This is a genomic window from Undibacterium pigrum (genome assembly GCF_003201815.1).
In the GTDB taxonomy this organism is placed as follows: Bacteria; Pseudomonadota; Gammaproteobacteria; order Burkholderiales; family Burkholderiaceae_D; genus Undibacterium; species Undibacterium pigrum.
This window is the reverse complement of the sequence record NZ_QJKB01000002.1, coordinates 712,996-729,166: the sequence shown is the minus strand read 5'-3', so window position 1 is coordinate 729,166 and position 16,171 is coordinate 712,996. Positions and strand designations below refer to the sequence as shown.

The following is a 16,171-nucleotide window of genomic DNA, read 5'->3' as shown; positions in this document are numbered from 1 at the left end:
CTTTACCTTCTCTAAGCTGGATGAACCGTATCTGCCTGGCCCTGACAATCTTGTGCCTGGCCAGTTTTTTTCTCCCGTTGCCTGCACAAAGACAATGGAGCACGGTGCTGGTCATTATCAGTTATCTGAGTTTTTGCCTGCAAACCCTGCGCAGGCATCAGGATGAACTGGCCACCCAACATCAGGGCTTTAGCGCTGAGCTGGAGCAGGCCAATGCACAAAGCATATTGATAGCCTATGCCAGCCAGACAGGTTTTGCAGAACAGATCGCCCTGAAAACTGCACAGCATTTGCAGGACGCAGGTATGACGGTTGCCGTCAGCAGCATGGCAGCCATCAAGCCTGAAACCCTGGCCAAGACCAGCCGTATGCTGTTCATACTCAGCACCACGGGTGAAGGAGATGCACCCGACAATGCAGCAGCCTTCACCCGCCTGGTGATGAGCCAGAAAGTCGATTTATCCCATTTGCATTTTGCCGTGCTGGCCCTGGGTGACCGGCATTACCAGCAATTCTGTGCCTTTGCTCACAGGGTAGATTTGTGGCTCAAGCACCAGCAGGCGCATTGCCTGTTTGACATGATAGAAGTCGATAATGGCGATGAGGGTGCACTGCGTCATTGGCAACATTATCTGGGTGTGCTCAGTGGTCACACTGAAATGGCAGACTGGAGCAAGCCTGGTTACCAGGACTGGATAATGACCGAGAGAGAATTACTCAATCCGGGTAGCCTGGGTGGACCTGCCTATCGTATTGCCTGTGTTCCCGCACAAAGTGCCAACGGCGCAGACTATGCCTGGCAGGCGGGCGACATCGCGGAAGTTGGCCCTGATTATCCACCGGATAAGGATCAGGTAAATAAGCCAGCAAATAATATGGTCGAGCGCCCGCCCCTGCCACATCGTGAATATTCCATCTCGTCCTTGCCTGCTGATGGCAAACTGGAATTGCTGGTACGCCAGATGCATAGGCCCGATGGCAGCCTGGGCATAGGGTCGGGCTGGCTGACTGCCTATGCAGAAATTGGGCAGACCATCAAGTTGCGCATACGCGAGAACCGCAACTTTCACACCCCTGCGCATGACTGCCCGCTGATATTGATAGGAAATGGCACTGGCCTGGCAGGCTTGCGTGCCCATCTCAAGGCCCGCGCAGTAAGTGGTCATTTACGCAACTGGTTGTTTTTTGGTGAGAGAAATGAGGCGCATGATTTTTTCCATCGCGAAGAAATTCTGGCCTGGCAAACCCAGGGTGCGATTAGCAAACTCAACCTCTGCTTCTCGCGTGACCAGGCCGAACGTCGCTATGTACAACATGCCCTGCAAGAGCAAGCGGCAGAAATACAGTCATGGGTGGAACATGGCGCAGCCATACTCATCTGCGGCAGCCTGCAAGGCATGGCAGAAGATGTGCACCAGACCTTGAGTAATCTGCTGGGTCTGGATACACTGGAAAACATGGCAGAAGCAGGGCTGTACAGGCGGGATGTCTACTAAGGGCGAATAGGCGGTAACAGAGCAAGCGGAATTGAAGGCATATGCTCTGCGAACCAGTCAGGGGCACAATGCGGTTGCAGATACCTCGCTTTCTGTGTTGCATCCCACTGCAGGCACTTACCAGCGCAGCTTGCCCATGCCAGAAAATAAAACACCAGCAGCACAATTCAATTTTGCAACACTTGTTGCAAAATCCTGCATGAAATACGTGTCTTTTAACTTAGACATTGTTGTACGATAGCGTTTCCCGTTTTGTTAATATATTTACGGGATTTATTCCTGATTTCTGGTTCGTTATTATTTACAAGGTCCACCCATCATGGCAGACGTTACCACCATACTGAATACCGGCAGTAGCAAAAATCGCGTTGATATTGTTTTTGTCGCAGAAGGTTATACGGCTGCCGAGCGCGCCAAATTTTTGGCTGACGCGCAAAAGTTCCTGGACAATATGCTGGGTGATGCCAATGCCAAGCTGAATGCGCCGTTTTCATCGTACAAAAACCTGTTCAATGCCAATGCCATTTTTGTAGCTTCGGCACAATCAGGTACTGACCAGCCTAACCAGGGCGTCAGCGTCAATACTTATTTTGATGCGACACAGCATGGCAGTGACGGGCGTTTGCTGTATGGTGATTTCAGCAAGGTCAATACGGTCGTCAATGATGCCGTCGCCAGCAATGCACATGAGCTGGTCATCGTACTGGTGAATACCGCACTCTATGGCGGTGCCGGTGGTTCCATCGCCTGGGCCTCGGCCGGGAATATTTCTTCGGCTGAAGTGGTGCTGCATGAGATAGGCCACAGCTTTGCTGCTCTGCAGGATGAATATGTGGATACCGCCATCTCCAGCAATTACCCGCTGACGGATCCCGGCTTTCTGGCCAGCCCGCATGTGACAGATTCGCTGAGCCGCATACCATGGTCTGCCTGGGTGGGATTTCAGGATGGCGACCTGGGCGTGGTTGGCACTTACCAGGGCGGCTACTATCGCAATACCGGCATCTGGCGCGCAACCCAGGATTCCAAAATGAATCATCTGGGCGTGGCATTCAGCGCACCTGAAAAAGAAGCCTTTGCCTTGAAATATTATGCGGCCATTGGTGACTACCTTAACCTGTATTCCAGCATACCCGGCATTTACCAGCCCGATGTACCTGACAGCAACTTGCTATCCTATACCTGGAAAATCAATGGCACTACGGTTAATACTACCGACAAAGTCTATTTTGATGCGTATTCCTCAGGCGCCTACAAATCCGGTGCCAGCCTGAGCCTGACGACGGTAGATAACACCGGCTATATACGCAAGAACCTGAGTACTACCCAGCAAGTTGAAAACACCACGCTGGACAAGACCATCATCAATGTCGCTGGCCAGAGTGGCAGCATGAATAGCAGCAATAGCATCTACCAGTTTGACGGCAGTAATAATGTCATTGGCCTGAGCGCGGTTGACACCGTGCGCTATGACTATATTGATGGCGGTAGCGGCAGCGACACGCTGGTCATCAATGCCAGGCTGGGCCCTGGTGGTGGCACTTATTTCGTCAATGAAATCGGCGGTAACACCATGTTGCTGGGTTATCAGCATGCGGCTTACTGGGCTACCCATAATGTGGAAAGAATTCAATTCTCAGACTTTATCGTCAACACCACGGTGTACGACAATGCCCGCACCATCAAGACGGCAGAATTGAAATCGCTGGAAGAATTGTATGTCGCTTATTTCAACCGCGTACCGGATGCCGACGGCCTCGATTACTGGATCAACCAGTTCAAGGCAGGCATGAGTTTCAAGCAGATCGGTGATGCCTTCTTTATCGCGGCAGCGCAGTTCCCTGCACAAACTGGCTATAGCGCCGGACTAAGCAATACTGATTTTATCAATATCATTTACAAGAATGCCATGGGCAGGGCTGACGGTGCTGACGCTGCGGGTTTGAAATACTGGCTCAACGAGCTGGAATCTGGTGTACACAGCCGCGGTTCCATGGTTGGTGCCATACTGGCGGGCGCACGTGCCTTTACAGGAGATGCTACCTGGGGCTGGGTCGTCAATTTGCTTGATAATAAAATCAAGGTCGCCAACCAGTTCGCCGTTGAATGGGGCTTGAATTACCTGACGCCAGAAGCTTCGATTACGAATGGTATTGCGATAGCTTCAGCTGTCACGGCAACAGATACCGCAGCGGCCATCGCCCTGATCGGCATTACAGATGGACAAATACAATTTGTCTGAGTCTCGACATTCTTGATGCAACAAAAGAATAAGCCAGCATGAAGCTGGCTTATTTTTTACCTGAACTCTATATCAAACTGTACTAATTCAAGATGGCAGTCACCACACCGACCAGCTCCCAGCCCAGTATCAAATGCTGGTCAGCATCAAGGTGCACACCGTCATATTCGCTGGAAGTGACTACGCTGCCCGCATCAAAGAAGTGACAGCCTGCAGCGGCAGCAACTTCCTTATAGGCATCGGCCAGACCGGCAGACCTTTCTTCGCAGCCTGTGAACTTGGGAGCGATCGCCCCTCTGGGTATGCTGGGCGGAGGTGGCACGACGATGAGTATGGGCGGCACCTGCATGCCCGGCTCTATAGGCGCCTGGCGTATGGTATTGATAATCACAGCCAGACCCTGGGCCGATAACCAAGCGTCATTCTGGTGCATGGACTGGAAATCATTGATGCCCAGCATGACGATCACCAGTGACAGCGGGGTCAGGGTTTCTATGCGTTGCGCCAGGCCCTGGCTACCATTACGCCCGGGTTTGAACGGATCTTCCCAGACAGTGCGGCGACCATTGAGGCAGTCTTCCACCACACGCACATGATGATCGGCGCTATTGAGGCCTATCTCCAGCACGCCCGGCCAGCGTTCTTCAAAATTCAGGCGCTTGCGCGTCGTTGGGATCAGGCCCCAGGACAGGGAATCACCATAGACCAGTATGTGTCGCATGCTAGGCTCCAGCTTATGTTTGTAGTTGGCTCAGACTTTTTTCAGGTAACAGGCTTTCAGCATGAAATTGCCTGCATCCATTTTACAATCGACTTCATGGTCCCCACCGACCAGGCGTATGCTTTTGACCTTGGTGCCCATCTTCAGGGTGGTGGAAGAGCCCTTGACTTTCAAGTCCTTGATGATGACCACGGCATCACCATCTGCCAGCACATTGCCATTGGAATCCTTGACGATGCGCTCATCATTATCATCAGCGGCGCTGACTGCCTGCATGGGCCATTCATGGGCGCAATCAGCGCAGATGTAATTGTCACCGTCAGGATAAGTATTTTCCATGGAACAGACGGGACAGGCGGGGAATTGAGACATGCTGGACTTTCTTGATGCAAAAAGAAAGACAGTATAGCCGACCACCTGCCTGAAACTGGCAATACCCGAGTAGCTTAGTCAGCAGGCCCTGTGTCATTGACAGTTGCGACCAGTGGGATTTGCATGATGAAGCTGGCACCTGCCCCCTCTTCACTTTCTATGCGTATATCACCTCCCAGCAGGCTGGTGATGATGTTATAGACGATATTCATGCCCAGCCCGGTACCGCCCTGTCCCAGTTTGGTAGTGAAGAAGGGATCAAATACGCGGCCCAGATTTTCTGCAGGTATGCCGATACCATTATCGTCAAAACGCAGCTCTACCCTGTCCTGCCCTGGCAGGATGGCACTGATCCATATCTGGCCATCAGGCTTGCCTTCAAAAGCGTGCAGGATGGCATTGTCAATCAGATTACAGATCACCTGGTCCAGTGGGCCTGGGAAGCTGTCCAGCTCTATATGCTCAGGAATATCCACGCTGATCTGCAAGCCTGCCTGACGTATCTTGGCCATCATGGTGGCAATCACATCATGGCAAACCTTGTTGAGCTGAAAACGGCGGCGCTTGGAACTGGCCTGATCTACAGCCACTTGCTTGAAACTGGCCACCAGGTCAGCCGCATTGTTCAAGCCATGTTCTATGAGCTCACTGGCATGTTGTGCTGCCTGCAGGTAAGCTGCCAGATCCGAACGGAGGATATTGCCATCACTTATTTTCTGGGCGAACTCCCGGGTTCTCGCATGCAGGGTGCTGGCAGTCAGCAGGCTGTTACCGATAGGTGTATTGAGTTCATGCGCGACGCTGGCCACCAGTGCGCCCATGGCAGCCAGTTTTTCGCTGCGCATCAGATCATCCTGGGTATGGCGCAATTCAGTGGTACGTTCGGCGATATTCTGCTCTAGCAGGGCATTAGCCTTGGATAAGGCAGTCTGCACTTTCTTGAGCTCGGTGATATCAGTATAAGTAGTGACAAATCCTTGCAACTTGCCGTTTTCATGGATGGGCTTGCCCTGTACCAGATGAGTGTGGGCATTCGGGCGCGTTCGTTCAAATTCATGCGCCTGGAACTGCCTGGCCAGTTGCAGGCGGGTGGCGATGAGTTCTTCTATATCACCTTCGCCATATTCGCCGCGCTCGGCCATGATGCGCAATAAATCTTCAAAAGCCACTCCCTGATAGATGGTATCAGGATGGTAATCAAGTACATCGAGAAAACCCTGATTCCACAGGTAAAGCTTTAACTGCTCATCGAACACGCTCAATCCCTGAGGCATGTGGGCCAGCACGGCTTTCAGGAACAGGGATTGTTTGCGAAACTCGATTTCTATGCGGCGCTTGGCAGTCACATCCATGCAGGTGGTGACAAAACCGCCTCCCTCTACCGGCACCCCGCGCACTTCTATGATGCTGCCATCAGAACGCAAACGTTCGTAAGTATAAGGTGTGTCACTTTGTATGATGGCCATGAGCTTGGCCAGTTTTTCTTCATCGCTGGCGTTGCTGAATTCACCGTATTCACCACGTCTGATATTGGCTTCAAACACTTCTCGCGCAAGCGGTGGCTGCCCATCAAACAAGGCTGCGGGTAAATCCAGCATACGCAGGAGTTCAGAATTCCAGGCAACAACCCTGAGGTTTTCATCAATCAGGGAAACGCCACCGGGGAAATTTTCGAGCAGGACGCGCAGTTTTTCCCCCTTATGGTAAGCCGAGCGCTCAGCATATTGACAGGCTGTGATATCGCGTACAGTAACAATCAACATTTTTCTGGCACCGTCTTCAAGCAAGCCCAGGCTTACTTCAGAGGCAAACGAACTACCATCTGCGCGGCAGCAAGACCATTCAAAGCGCTGGGGCTGGCCTTGCATGGCCAGCCCCATGTGCATCTCAAATGTATGCTGCGCTTCTCGCTGGCTTGCGGAAGACAGTTGCATGAATGTGCTAGAAAGTATTTGCTCTTCCGACAAGCAAAACATGGTTGTGGCAGCGAGATTACTATCCCTGACGGCACCGTCTTCCAGCACCAGCACGGCATCCAGAGCCTGGTCTACCATGGCGCGGTATAGAGCAACTCCGGATACCTCAACTTTGCCTGACATGAATAGCCTTGAATAAGTTGAAACAGTACAGAAACAGATTTTTCCAGTATTCCTCAAACCCGTCCAGACTACAAGCGGCAAATATGCTTGCTACAAATTAATACTGTCAGCGGTTCAGGCCAGCCAGCAATTTTGTCATGTCCACCGCGTAAAATTGCCCAACCGGCTGATAAACCTGCTTGCAGGGCAAATCCATTTCCAGCCCCGACTCCATACTCAGCCTGACCTGTGAACGCAGCTTGCAGGCAGCCACAGCCGCCGCCAGGGTATCGGGATGATTATACAGAGGCAGGTTTTCTGCCTTGATGATATTCATACCATCCCTGAGCAGTTTACAACCCTTGACCTCGCCTATGCCCAGTTTGTCTGTCTGTGGGTAGGTACTGCTGCTGCCACAGTCTTCTGTCATCACTCCCTGCATGAGCATGTTGATCATGGCATTTTTTTGCTGCAGGCTGGCAGCAATGGCATTGGCAAACCCGGTTTGTGCGAATAAGTCTGCCCAGACTGCCTGCATGCTTTCATCCTTGCCCAGCAGACGTGGTAACCATATAGCCTGACATGCCTGTTCCTGGCCGCATTCCAGGGCATAGGCAAAGTCTGGCGGTGACTGTGTCTTTGCCAGCCGCAATTGTTCATAAAAACCATCCAGACGTTCAAAGGGACTGGCCTTGCCCTTCCTCGCAGCAAGCCCATAAACATAGGCTGCCAGACCACAATGGTATTCTAGCCTGCCATTGCGTATCTGCCTTGCGCTCAACTTGCCCCAACTAGCATTGCGCACCCCTAGCAAACACTCACTCAGGGCCATGTCCAGGTCTTCAGCCGCCTGCTCCTTCGTCAACCATCCCTTTTGTAGCGCCATCAGCCAGCGCATGAATTCTGCCCCGCCTTCATGCATCAGGCGCGCATTAGCATAGGCATCAACCGCGTCCCGCATCTGGAAACGGTGGCTGAATTCATGTGACACAAACAAGGTCATCATGCGTTGTGTCCCTGCATCCGGCTGCGCTGGCCAGTTGAATAGTCCCAGGCGCAAGACATCACTGGCATCTCCGTCTGGTCTGGGGCCGCCTGGGCCGCTGACCCTGGCAGCAGCGATAACAGGCATCTCAAAAGTCGCTTTCGGCATGGCCCGGCGCAGGAATGCGATGCTGTCACCGGCCACCCTGCGTATGTTGCTGATATTGGCTTCCCCCAGTGCAGGATCAAAATAGCCAATGAAGTCGCCATCAGCCCTGAATACCTTTGGCATCAACAAAACCGACATATTTGCCGCTTTCTCCACAGCAGGCTGAGCATGCTCTGCAAGCACCTGTGCATGCATGGCAATGCCTGGTGCACTGAAGCTGTAACTGGACTTGCCGCAACTGTCATCGACAGCAAAATTGCTGGTGTGGACATACATTGCATCACCCACTGGAAAAGCCGCCGGATAACCCCAGATCCCATCCGTTGATGCCGGCACCTGAAAACGCCAGTGTGTACATGCAGCCTGCTGCCGACTCAATTGCTGTCCATCTGCCTTGCCGCAATCATCAAGTGCTAGCCAGGTGCTGCGCATTTTTGCCACATCGCTACCATTTTTCTTGAAGGTGACAGCATTACATGTCAGTGGCACCTGATAACTTACTTCCAGAGCCTTTGATGGCAGCAGCCTGATGTTGATATCGACATCTGCCCTGGTCATGCCAGCAAATGTCAAAAGGCAGCACGCAAAAAAATGGCCAGGTCTCATCGTCAATATTCCCCAGTGTTGTTTTTGTTTAGATTGGTCCGGTGTGCTCGAGCAGATAATATATCCCGTCTTCTCCCTGTCCCTGTTCGATCTGGTGCCAGCCCAGATGTTCATAAAAACCGAGCGCCACATGGTTTTTCGCCACGCATTTTAAACGCCAGGGAAAAGGGATGCAGGTTTGAAGGTGCTGTAACAATGCCTTGCCCAGTCCCCGCCCCTGCATATCAGGAGCTACATACAAGTGGTGGATATACGCCCCGGCTTCCTGTACAGCCAGAACAGCCCTGGCATTATCGTTGTCATCAACGGCAAGCCACACCGTCTCACCGCGACTGACCTGAGCAAAATCAGGAATGGTGTCTGCTGCACGTTGCTGCCATGCGGCCGTTATGACGCATTCGCGGTAGATAGCCTGCAAGGCATCAGCGTCCTGTTCACAGGCTTTGCGTATGATGGTCAAAGTAAAAAAATCAGGACTGCGCCGCAGCCTGGCTCAAAAATACTGTCAGGGTATCGCGAGGTGGTTGCGTTCCGATCTGGAACAGGATGCGGCCCACGGCACCGCGGTGATAATTGCCGTGCGTAACCACATGCAAGAGCATTTCACCGCGTGACATGCAGCCCGGCTTGCCATCGACAAAAGTGAAATGGATATCTTCGCCGAAGCTATCCTCTGTCTGGCTAGCGATGTAAGTCTGGTACCACAGGTCTGTTGTCTGCACAGCTTGCTGCAAATCTGCCAGCACGGGAGTCTCTTTGGTATTCAAAGATGTGTAAGCATGGCGCTGCCCTTGCAGGTTGGCTACAAAGATCTGATCAACGACATAGATATGATTGAGAATGCGGATAGCATCATGCAACTCACGTGCGTAAGTATCTCCAGACACACTGGTCATCAACTGATACAACTCAGCATTGGCCCAGGCCTTGTATTCAAACAAGCTCAATAAAAGTTTTTTGGTATGCATATAGTCTCTGAAAATACTTATTTATTTCTGACCTGCATTTGTCTGCATAGACAAACGAACAGATAACATCAGCAACATGCATTTTAGCTACTAATGCTTAATTTTGCAGGGCACTGGCGGCATGAAATAGTGCAGACGAAAAAAATGCCTGTCAGTTGAACAGGCATTTGATGGAAACTATTTACTTGCCTTCTGTTGAGGCCGTCAGCAAATGCAGGGGCCGCACTTCCTGGGAGCGTACTCTGACTTCGCTGATAGCAATGCCTCTGCCATCAAGGTAGACCTGATATTGAGAAATGCCATTATTCTGGCGCATGGTCATGCGGGTTTTTCCGTTGAACTGATAATCAACTCCAGAGCCGCCAGGCACAGCCGTGTATTTAATAGTCTTGCCATCTATGCCTGCATTGAAAGCAGCGGCGCCGCGCATCTTCAGCAAGACATCATATAAGCCATTGGCGTTTTTGGCCGCAAAATGCGCTACTTCGATTTCTACATCCTCGCCTTCGAGGAATTTTCCGTAAGGGTTAACAACGGCGGTTTGTGCCATGCTAAACCCTGCGATGGCGAATAGGAAAAACGCCGCTATTGATGATTTCAAGAATTTCAATTGTATGTACCTTTGCATGCATGAGAGTTGTATAAAATCCAGAAAAAACAGGCTCAGAAAATGCATCTGAAGCTGACATGTCTGGTACTTTTACATAAATAAAGCGGGATGTTTACAGCGGGTAAAAACACTTACACATTTTACAAATCAGGAGCCCGCGTAAGCCTTTTCGAGATCAGCAATAATGATTTTTTTCATCTGAAACATGGCCATCATGACTCTCCGCGCCTTGGCAGGGTCGGCATCACCGAGATAACGGATCAATGCTTGCGGTACGACTTGCCAGGACAGACCATATTTGTCAGTGAGCCAGGCACACTGGCTTTCCTGACCACCGCCAGCCAACAATTTGTCCCAGTAATAATCCACCTCTTCCTGCGTTTCACAATCGATGACGAAAGAAACGGCAGGAGTGAAGCTATATACAGGCCCACCATTCAGGGCGACGAATTCTTGCCCTGCCATGGTGAACTTGATGGTCAGTACCGTATCCTTGGGCAAGGGCGCACCTTCGCCATAGCGCACTACATCCAGGATTTTTGCATCCTTGAAGATGTCGAGGTAAAAATTGACTGCGTCTTCAGCCTGGTGATCAAACCAGAGGGTAGGGGTAATTTTTTGCATGATGCCGTCTCCATTTTAAATATAGATACAAGAGGATTTACAAGCTACAGCCAAAACTCAATTCTGCATTACTGCATTATTGATCAATGATGATCAAAGTACCCCTGCTGCCAGCCGCGACCGCATGCGGTGTATGGGCAGGCACCAGATATAGCTCACCCGCCTTGACGGCGACAATCTCACCGTGGATATCAAGATTCATTTGCCCGTCCAGCACCAGCAGCGCTTCAGTAAAATCATGGGTTTCATCGGGGTAGTCGCATTCATCCATGCGCAAGACCTTGACTTGCGCACCGCCTGCCTTGCCCAGTACTGTAGAACGCCAGGCGACTGGCAAAGCAGCAGCCTCGGAAATCAAATTCTTATGCAGCATCTAGTGCAAACCTCTCAATTATTGTCTTTTAAAGCCGGGTCCCAATGCTCTGCAATTTTCCCATTTTCTATACGGAACATGTCAAACCAGGTTGTCGTGTATTTCTTGCCCGCATCTTTCGGGTCAGGCACGGTGCTGACAAAACTGAGGATCACTTTATCACCTTCAGCAGTAATCGCCACCAGCGGTGCCTTGACCTTTGCCTGTATATCTTTTGGTTTGACGAATTTGCTGAAAAGCTCAGTAAAAGCCGCACGCCCGGTCGCTACATTGGGATTATGCTGCATATAGGATTCCGCCAGATATTTATCTGCCCTCTCCATATGCCCACCTTCAAACACTTCACGCCAAAAGTCATATACCAGCCGCTTGTTGGCAGCCAGCCGCGCATCCGTACTGGCCAGCATGGCTTCATGATCAGGATTGGCTTGCACAGGCAGTTGCGCGTGAGCAAGCAAGGGCAGGCCCAGGCAGGACACCAGGGCGAGACGGCGAAAAGATATCAACATGTATGCTCCTATAGGAAAAAATATACTGCTAAGCACTCCTGCCAGGCTGAAGATTACTTACCAGCATCACCCTTGGCAGGCTTGGCAGCAGCCCCACCAGTTTGGACCTCAACTATCGCCCTTTGTTCATCCGCCTTTTGCTGCATCAACTGCGCCGCCTCTTTCGCCTTATCCATCTGCGCTTTCTGCTCGGAAAGAAAATTAGCCGAAGCAGAAGCACTGGCATCCACCTTGGGCTCAGGTGGTTTGTTGCAGGCGCTAAGAACAAACAGACAAGACAATCCTGCTAAGGCTTTCGCTATATTGCGCAATTTAATTGGCATGATAAGACTCCATCTCGTGGCCAGGCTAATAAGGCCTGGTAAATAGCAATTACAAACTCAAGCTCAGCAAATAAGCATCCCTGCTTCTACCGTATCGTCGGGGAAAAGAGGGAACATTAAATCCTGTTTGGGACAAATTTCCTCACCATTGCGTCTGATATGAATATCGACAAGCATAAATTCGGAAGATTGTCGATTTTGGAAGTACTTGAAATACTTGAGAGCATCGTCCGGAATAACGTAAATTCCCTTTTTATTTTCAAGGTCGATAACAAGTTCTCCCAACGTACTTCCGATTAAGTCGAGCCCAGGATTTTCAATAAGCTCTTTCAAATCCGGCATTTCAAATTGAGGGAAATCGTGGGAAAAAAATCTTGGCATAAGTATATTGCAACTGATAATTTGATGCTTTCAAAGCAGAATGCACAAATTATCAGATCAACAAACAATACACAATGTTTTCCCGATAAAAGTCTAGCCGTGCTTAAAACAAAAATCCCGGAACAAGTCCGGGATTTAAAAAAAAACTGCAATTGACGGGTTTTACAAAGGCGCGCGCAGCGCCGCCAACAAACCGTATCCGTGGCACGCTGAGAAATTCATTCAGCGGGATGCAGTACAAGGCGCAAAGCACAGCAATACGTCGGTATTGCGAGCATTTGCAACGCAGTAATGCGCCCGCTTAATGGATTTATCAGCGTGACATCACATGTTGCGTCGATATTGTCCCCCTACCTCAAAAAGCGCAGTAGTAATCTGCCCCAACGAACAAACCCGCGCCGCATCCATCAACCTGGCAAACACATTTTCATTATTGATCGCCGCCTGCTGCAAGGCTGCCAGCGCCTTCGGTGCCACGTCCACATGACGGCCATGAAAATCCGCCAGGCGTTGCAACTGCGATTGCTTTTCTTCTTCAGTAGAACGCGCCAGTTCTATCTTTTGCGGCGTGTCATTGGCTTTAGGATTGCGGAAGGTATTCACACCGATGATGGGCAGAGTGCCATCATGTTTCAGGTGTTCATAGTGCATGGATTCTTCCTGTATCTTGCCGCGCTGATAGCCGGTTTCCATGGCACCCAGTACACCACCACGTTCAGCGATGCGTTCAAACTCTTGCATAACGGCTTCTTCTACCATGTCGGTCAATTCTTCGATGATGAAGCTGCCCTGGATAGGGTTCTCGTTTTTCGCCAGGCCCCATTCACGGTTGATGATGAGCTGGATAGCCAAAGCACGGCGTACGGATTCATCAGTAGGCGTGGTGATGGCCTCATCATAGGCATTGGTGTGCAGGCTGTTGCAGTTGTCGTAGATCGCAATCAGGGCTTGCAGCGTGGTGCGGATATCGTTGAAATCGATCTCTTGCGCATGCAGGGAACGGCCGCTGGTCTGGATATGGTATTTCAGTTTCTGGCTGCGATCATTCGCACCATATTTGTCACGCATCGCCACTGCCCAGATACGGCGGGCCACGCGGCCCAGTACTGTGTATTCAGGGTCCATGCCATTGCTGAAGAAGAAAGACAGGTTGGCCGCAAAATCATCAATGTGCATGCCTCGTGCCAGATAGGCTTCGACAAATGTGAAACCATTTGACAGTGTGAAGGCCAGTTGAGAAATCGGGTTCGCACCTGCTTCAGCAATATGGTAACCAGAGATGGAAACTGAATAGAAATTGCGCACCTGATGATGGACGAAATATTCCTGTATATCGCCCATGACCTTCAGCGAGAATTCTGTCGAGAAGATGCAGGTGTTTTGCCCCTGATCTTCTTTCAGGATATCTGCCTGCACCGTGCCACGTACATTTTGCAATACCCAGGCGCGTATCTTGGCGGATTCATCGGCAGTCGGTTCGCGTTTGTTATCGACGCGGAATTTTTCCATCTGCTGATCGATTGCGGTGTTCATGAAGAAAGCCAGTATCGTCGGTGCCGGGCCATTGATGGTCATGGATACCGATGTGGCGGGATCACACAAATCAAAGCCATCATACAAGACCTTCATGTCTTCCAGCGTCGCGACTGAAACGCCGGAATTGCCGACCTTGCCGTAGATGTCCGGACGTATGGCCGGGTCTGCACCATACAGCGTCACCGAGTCAAAGGCAGTCGACAGGCGCTTGGCATCCATGCCTTGCGACACCAGCTTGAAGCGGCGGTTGGTACGGAAAGGATCACCTTCACCGGCAAACATGCGGGTAGGATCTTCACCTTCGCGTTTGAAGGCGAATACACCGGCAGTGAAAGGGAAAGAACCGGGAACGTTTTCCAGCATCAGCCAGCGCAGGATTTCACCGTGATCGACAAAGCGCGGTAAAGCCACCTTGCGTATCTTGGTGCCAGACAGGGATTGCTGTACCAGACGGGTGCGTATCTCTTTGTCTCGGATTTTGACGACATATTCATCACCGGCATAGGCAGCCTGCATGTCTGGCCACATGCTGATGAGTTTTTTGGATTCGCCATCCAAACGGTTTTCGCGCTCGGTAATCAGGTCATCAAAATCCGCAGACTTGCCTGCCACTGACAGCATGCGCTTGGTCTCTTGCAGTTGCTGGCGTTCACGGGCAATCAAGACCTGCTTGCCGGTGTTCTTGTGATAGGCGCGTACCGTATCAGCAATCTCAGCCAAGTAACGGCTGCGTGCCGGTGGCACAATCACGTTTTTGGCGCTGGAATATTTGACGCTGATGGCTGCCAGCTTGCTGGGCTTGGCCAGCAAACCGCGTTGCACCAGTGCTGGCAAAATGCCTTGGTACAGCGCAGTCACGCCATCATCATTGAAGCGTGAAGCCTGCGTGCCATAGACTGGCATTTCATCTGGCTTCTGAGTCCACAATTCACGATTTCGCTGGTATTGTTTGGCGACATCGCGCAGGGCATCCTGTGCACCTTTGCGGTCAAATTTATTGATGGCGACAAAATCGGCAAAATCGAGCATGTCGATTTTTTCCAGCTGTGATGCAGCACCAAATTCTGGTGTCATGACATACATCGAGACATCAACATGCGGCACAATCGCCGCATCACCCTGGCCTATGCCAGAAGTCTCGACGATGACCAGGTCAAAACCGGCGACCTTGCAGGCAGCAATCACATCTGGCAAGGCTTGTGAAATTTCTGAGCCCGCTTCACGGGTTGCCAGCGAACGCATGAAAACCTTGAGCTTGCCCTTCCAGGGGTTGATGGCATTCATGCGTATGCGGTCACCCAGCAAGGCACCGCCAGATTTGCGGCGTGAAGGATCGATGGAGATCAGGGCGATGTTCAGGTGATCATCCTGGTCCAGGCGTATACGACGTATGAGTTCATCTGTCAGTGACGATTTACCGGCACCACCAGTACCCGTAATACCCAGGGTAGGTGCCTTGCTGACTTTTGCTGCATCCATCAATTGCGTGCGCAATTCTGGCGCTACCTTATCGTTTTCCAGCGCGGTAATCAATTGTGCCAGCGGGCGGTGTTTGTCGGCGATATCGCCTTGCTGCAATACTGCCAGCGTTGTCGGTGCGTAGCCGGACAGATCGCTGTCGCAAGCCTGTATCATCGACAAAATCATGCCCACCAGGCCCATGCGCTGGCCATCTTCAGGGCTGAAAATACGGGTCACGCCATAGGCATGCAGATCGGCGATTTCTTCCGGCACGATGACACCACCGCCACCGCCAAATACCTTGATATGCGCACCACCGCGTTGCTTGAGCAGGTCTATCATGTATTTGAAGTATTCAACATGACCACCCTGGTAACTGGAAATGGCGATGCCCTGGGCATCTTCCTGCAGGGCGGCAGTGACGATTTCTTCTACCGAACGGTTATGGCCCAGATGGATCACCTCAGCACCATTTGCCATCAAAATGCGGCGCATGATATTGATCGAGGCATCATGGCCATCGAACAGGGAAGCGGCGGTAACAAAGCGCACTTTGTTGGCAGGTTTGTATTCAGTCAGGTTCTGGGCAACGGACAGGTCAGTCATGTCTTCCTCATCGGTCTTGTTTTATCACAGTGATTATTGCTTTTTGGCAATAATCACTGTGTTTGGGTTAGGCTAAGTTATATGACGTTAACGTAAACGTCAATTAAAAATT

The 16,171-nt window shown here is 51.2% G+C and carries 15 protein-coding genes; 2 read left to right on the top strand and 13 right to left on the bottom strand.

Going from position 1 to position 16,171, the window contains the following annotated elements:
• The first annotated feature begins 20 nt into the window (after positions 1 to 20).
• Entirely contained in the window at positions 21 to 1,496 is a 1,476-nt protein-coding gene (locus DFR42_RS10220; RefSeq protein WP_110254843.1) for a sulfite reductase subunit alpha, read from the top strand.
• A 319-nt stretch (positions 1,497 to 1,815) separates the two neighbouring features.
• Positions 1,816 to 3,738, top strand: coding sequence for a M64 family metallopeptidase (locus tag DFR42_RS10210; protein WP_110254841.1), 1,923 nt, complete (start codon positions 1,816 to 1,818; stop codon positions 3,736 to 3,738).
• 82 nt (positions 3,739 to 3,820) lie between these two features.
• Here the strand turns inward: DFR42_RS10210 and DFR42_RS10205 are convergent, their stop codons facing one another.
• The 13 genes from DFR42_RS10205 to icmF all read right to left on the bottom strand — a co-directional run bounded on the left by DFR42_RS10205 (position 3,821) and on the right by icmF (position 16,059).
• The gene (locus tag DFR42_RS10205; RefSeq protein ID WP_110254840.1) at positions 3,821 to 4,459 is read right to left on the bottom strand and encodes an SGNH/GDSL hydrolase family protein; all 639 of its coding nucleotides are present in this window, start codon (positions 4,457 to 4,459) and stop codon (positions 3,821 to 3,823) included.
• Positions 4,460 to 4,489: 30 nt separating this feature from the next.
• The gene (locus DFR42_RS10200; protein ID WP_110254839.1) at positions 4,490 to 4,831 is read right to left on the bottom strand and encodes a zinc ribbon domain-containing protein YjdM; all 342 of its coding nucleotides are present in this window, start codon (positions 4,829 to 4,831) and stop codon (positions 4,490 to 4,492) included.
• 74 nt (positions 4,832 to 4,905) lie between these two features.
• Entirely contained in the window at positions 4,906 to 6,930 is a 2,025-nt protein-coding gene (locus DFR42_RS10195; RefSeq protein WP_110254838.1) for a PAS-domain containing protein, read from the bottom strand.
• Between the two features lie 106 nt (positions 6,931 to 7,036).
• The gene (locus DFR42_RS10190; RefSeq protein WP_146218819.1) at positions 7,037 to 8,620 is read right to left on the bottom strand and encodes a hypothetical protein; all 1,584 of its coding nucleotides are present in this window, start codon (positions 8,618 to 8,620) and stop codon (positions 7,037 to 7,039) included.
• 76 nt (positions 8,621 to 8,696) lie between these two features.
• The gene (locus DFR42_RS10185) at positions 8,697 to 9,128 is read right to left on the bottom strand and encodes a GNAT family N-acetyltransferase (RefSeq protein WP_170133480.1); all 432 of its coding nucleotides are present in this window, start codon (positions 9,126 to 9,128) and stop codon (positions 8,697 to 8,699) included.
• 10 nt (positions 9,129 to 9,138) lie between these two features.
• Positions 9,139 to 9,636, bottom strand: coding sequence for a DinB family protein (locus DFR42_RS10180; protein WP_110254835.1), 498 nt, complete (start codon positions 9,634 to 9,636; stop codon positions 9,139 to 9,141).
• Between the two features lie 181 nt (positions 9,637 to 9,817).
• The gene (locus DFR42_RS10175) at positions 9,818 to 10,186 is read right to left on the bottom strand and encodes a hypothetical protein (RefSeq protein ID WP_146218818.1); all 369 of its coding nucleotides are present in this window, start codon (positions 10,184 to 10,186) and stop codon (positions 9,818 to 9,820) included.
• A 207-nt stretch (positions 10,187 to 10,393) separates the two neighbouring features.
• Positions 10,394 to 10,870: a VOC family protein gene (locus tag DFR42_RS10170; protein WP_110254833.1), complete on the bottom strand. Its 477-nt coding sequence runs from the start codon at positions 10,868 to 10,870 to the stop codon at positions 10,394 to 10,396.
• A gap of 76 nt (positions 10,871 to 10,946) precedes the next feature.
• On the bottom strand, positions 10,947 to 11,243 hold the full coding sequence (locus DFR42_RS10165) for a cupin domain-containing protein (RefSeq protein WP_110254832.1): 297 nt from the start codon (positions 11,241 to 11,243) through the stop codon (positions 10,947 to 10,949).
• 14 nt (positions 11,244 to 11,257) lie between these two features.
• Positions 11,258 to 11,752, bottom strand: a complete 495-nt coding sequence (locus DFR42_RS10160; protein ID WP_110254831.1) for a nuclear transport factor 2 family protein — start codon at positions 11,750 to 11,752, stop codon at positions 11,258 to 11,260.
• Between the two features lie 53 nt (positions 11,753 to 11,805).
• Positions 11,806 to 12,075 carry a hypothetical protein gene (locus tag DFR42_RS10155; RefSeq protein WP_110254830.1) on the bottom strand — a complete coding sequence of 90 codons (270 nt, stop codon included), beginning with the start codon at positions 12,073 to 12,075 and terminating at the stop codon, positions 11,806 to 11,808.
• A 63-nt stretch (positions 12,076 to 12,138) separates the two neighbouring features.
• Complete coding sequence (locus DFR42_RS10150) at positions 12,139 to 12,456, bottom strand: hypothetical protein (protein WP_110254829.1); 318 nt, start codon at positions 12,454 to 12,456, stop codon at positions 12,139 to 12,141.
• 324 nt (positions 12,457 to 12,780) lie between these two features.
• Complete coding sequence (gene icmF / locus DFR42_RS10145; RefSeq protein ID WP_110254828.1) at positions 12,781 to 16,059, bottom strand: fused isobutyryl-CoA mutase/GTPase IcmF; 3,279 nt, start codon at positions 16,057 to 16,059, stop codon at positions 12,781 to 12,783.
• Positions 16,060 to 16,171: the final 112 nt, after the last annotated feature.

Bases quoted from the DNA above. Each gene is read 5' to 3' on its own strand.
- DFR42_RS10200 (WP_110254839.1), bottom strand. From the start codon at position 4,831: ATGTCTCAATTCCCCGCCTGTCCCGTCTGTTCCATGGAAAATACTTAT.
- DFR42_RS10180 (WP_110254835.1), bottom strand. From the start codon at position 9,636: ATGCATACCAAAAAACTTTTATTGAGCTTGTTTGAATACAAGGCCTGG.
- DFR42_RS10150 (WP_110254829.1), bottom strand. From the start codon at position 12,456: ATGCCAAGATTTTTTTCCCACGATTTCCCTCAATTTGAAATGCCGGAT.
- DFR42_RS10195 (WP_110254838.1), bottom strand. From the start codon at position 6,930: ATGTCAGGCAAAGTTGAGGTATCCGGAGTTGCTCTATACCGCGCCATG.
- icmF (WP_110254828.1), bottom strand. From the start codon at position 16,059: ATGACTGACCTGTCCGTTGCCCAGAACCTGACTGAATACAAACCTGCC.
- DFR42_RS10190 (WP_146218819.1), bottom strand. From the start codon at position 8,620: ATGACCAGGGCAGATGTCGATATCAACATCAGGCTGCTGCCATCAAAG.
- DFR42_RS10210 (WP_110254841.1), top strand. From the start codon at position 1,816: ATGGCAGACGTTACCACCATACTGAATACCGGCAGTAGCAAAAATCGC.
- DFR42_RS10220 (WP_110254843.1), top strand. From the start codon at position 21: ATGAACCGTATCTGCCTGGCCCTGACAATCTTGTGCCTGGCCAGTTTT.
- DFR42_RS10160 (WP_110254831.1), bottom strand. From the start codon at position 11,752: ATGTTGATATCTTTTCGCCGTCTCGCCCTGGTGTCCTGCCTGGGCCTG.
- DFR42_RS10175 (WP_146218818.1), bottom strand. From the start codon at position 10,186: ATGGCACAAACCGCCGTTGTTAACCCTTACGGAAAATTCCTCGAAGGC.
- DFR42_RS10165 (WP_110254832.1), bottom strand. From the start codon at position 11,243: ATGCTGCATAAGAATTTGATTTCCGAGGCTGCTGCTTTGCCAGTCGCC.
- DFR42_RS10155 (WP_110254830.1), bottom strand. From the start codon at position 12,075: ATGCCAATTAAATTGCGCAATATAGCGAAAGCCTTAGCAGGATTGTCT.
- DFR42_RS10170 (WP_110254833.1), bottom strand. From the start codon at position 10,870: ATGCAAAAAATTACCCCTACCCTCTGGTTTGATCACCAGGCTGAAGAC.
- DFR42_RS10205 (WP_110254840.1), bottom strand. From the start codon at position 4,459: ATGCGACACATACTGGTCTATGGTGATTCCCTGTCCTGGGGCCTGATC.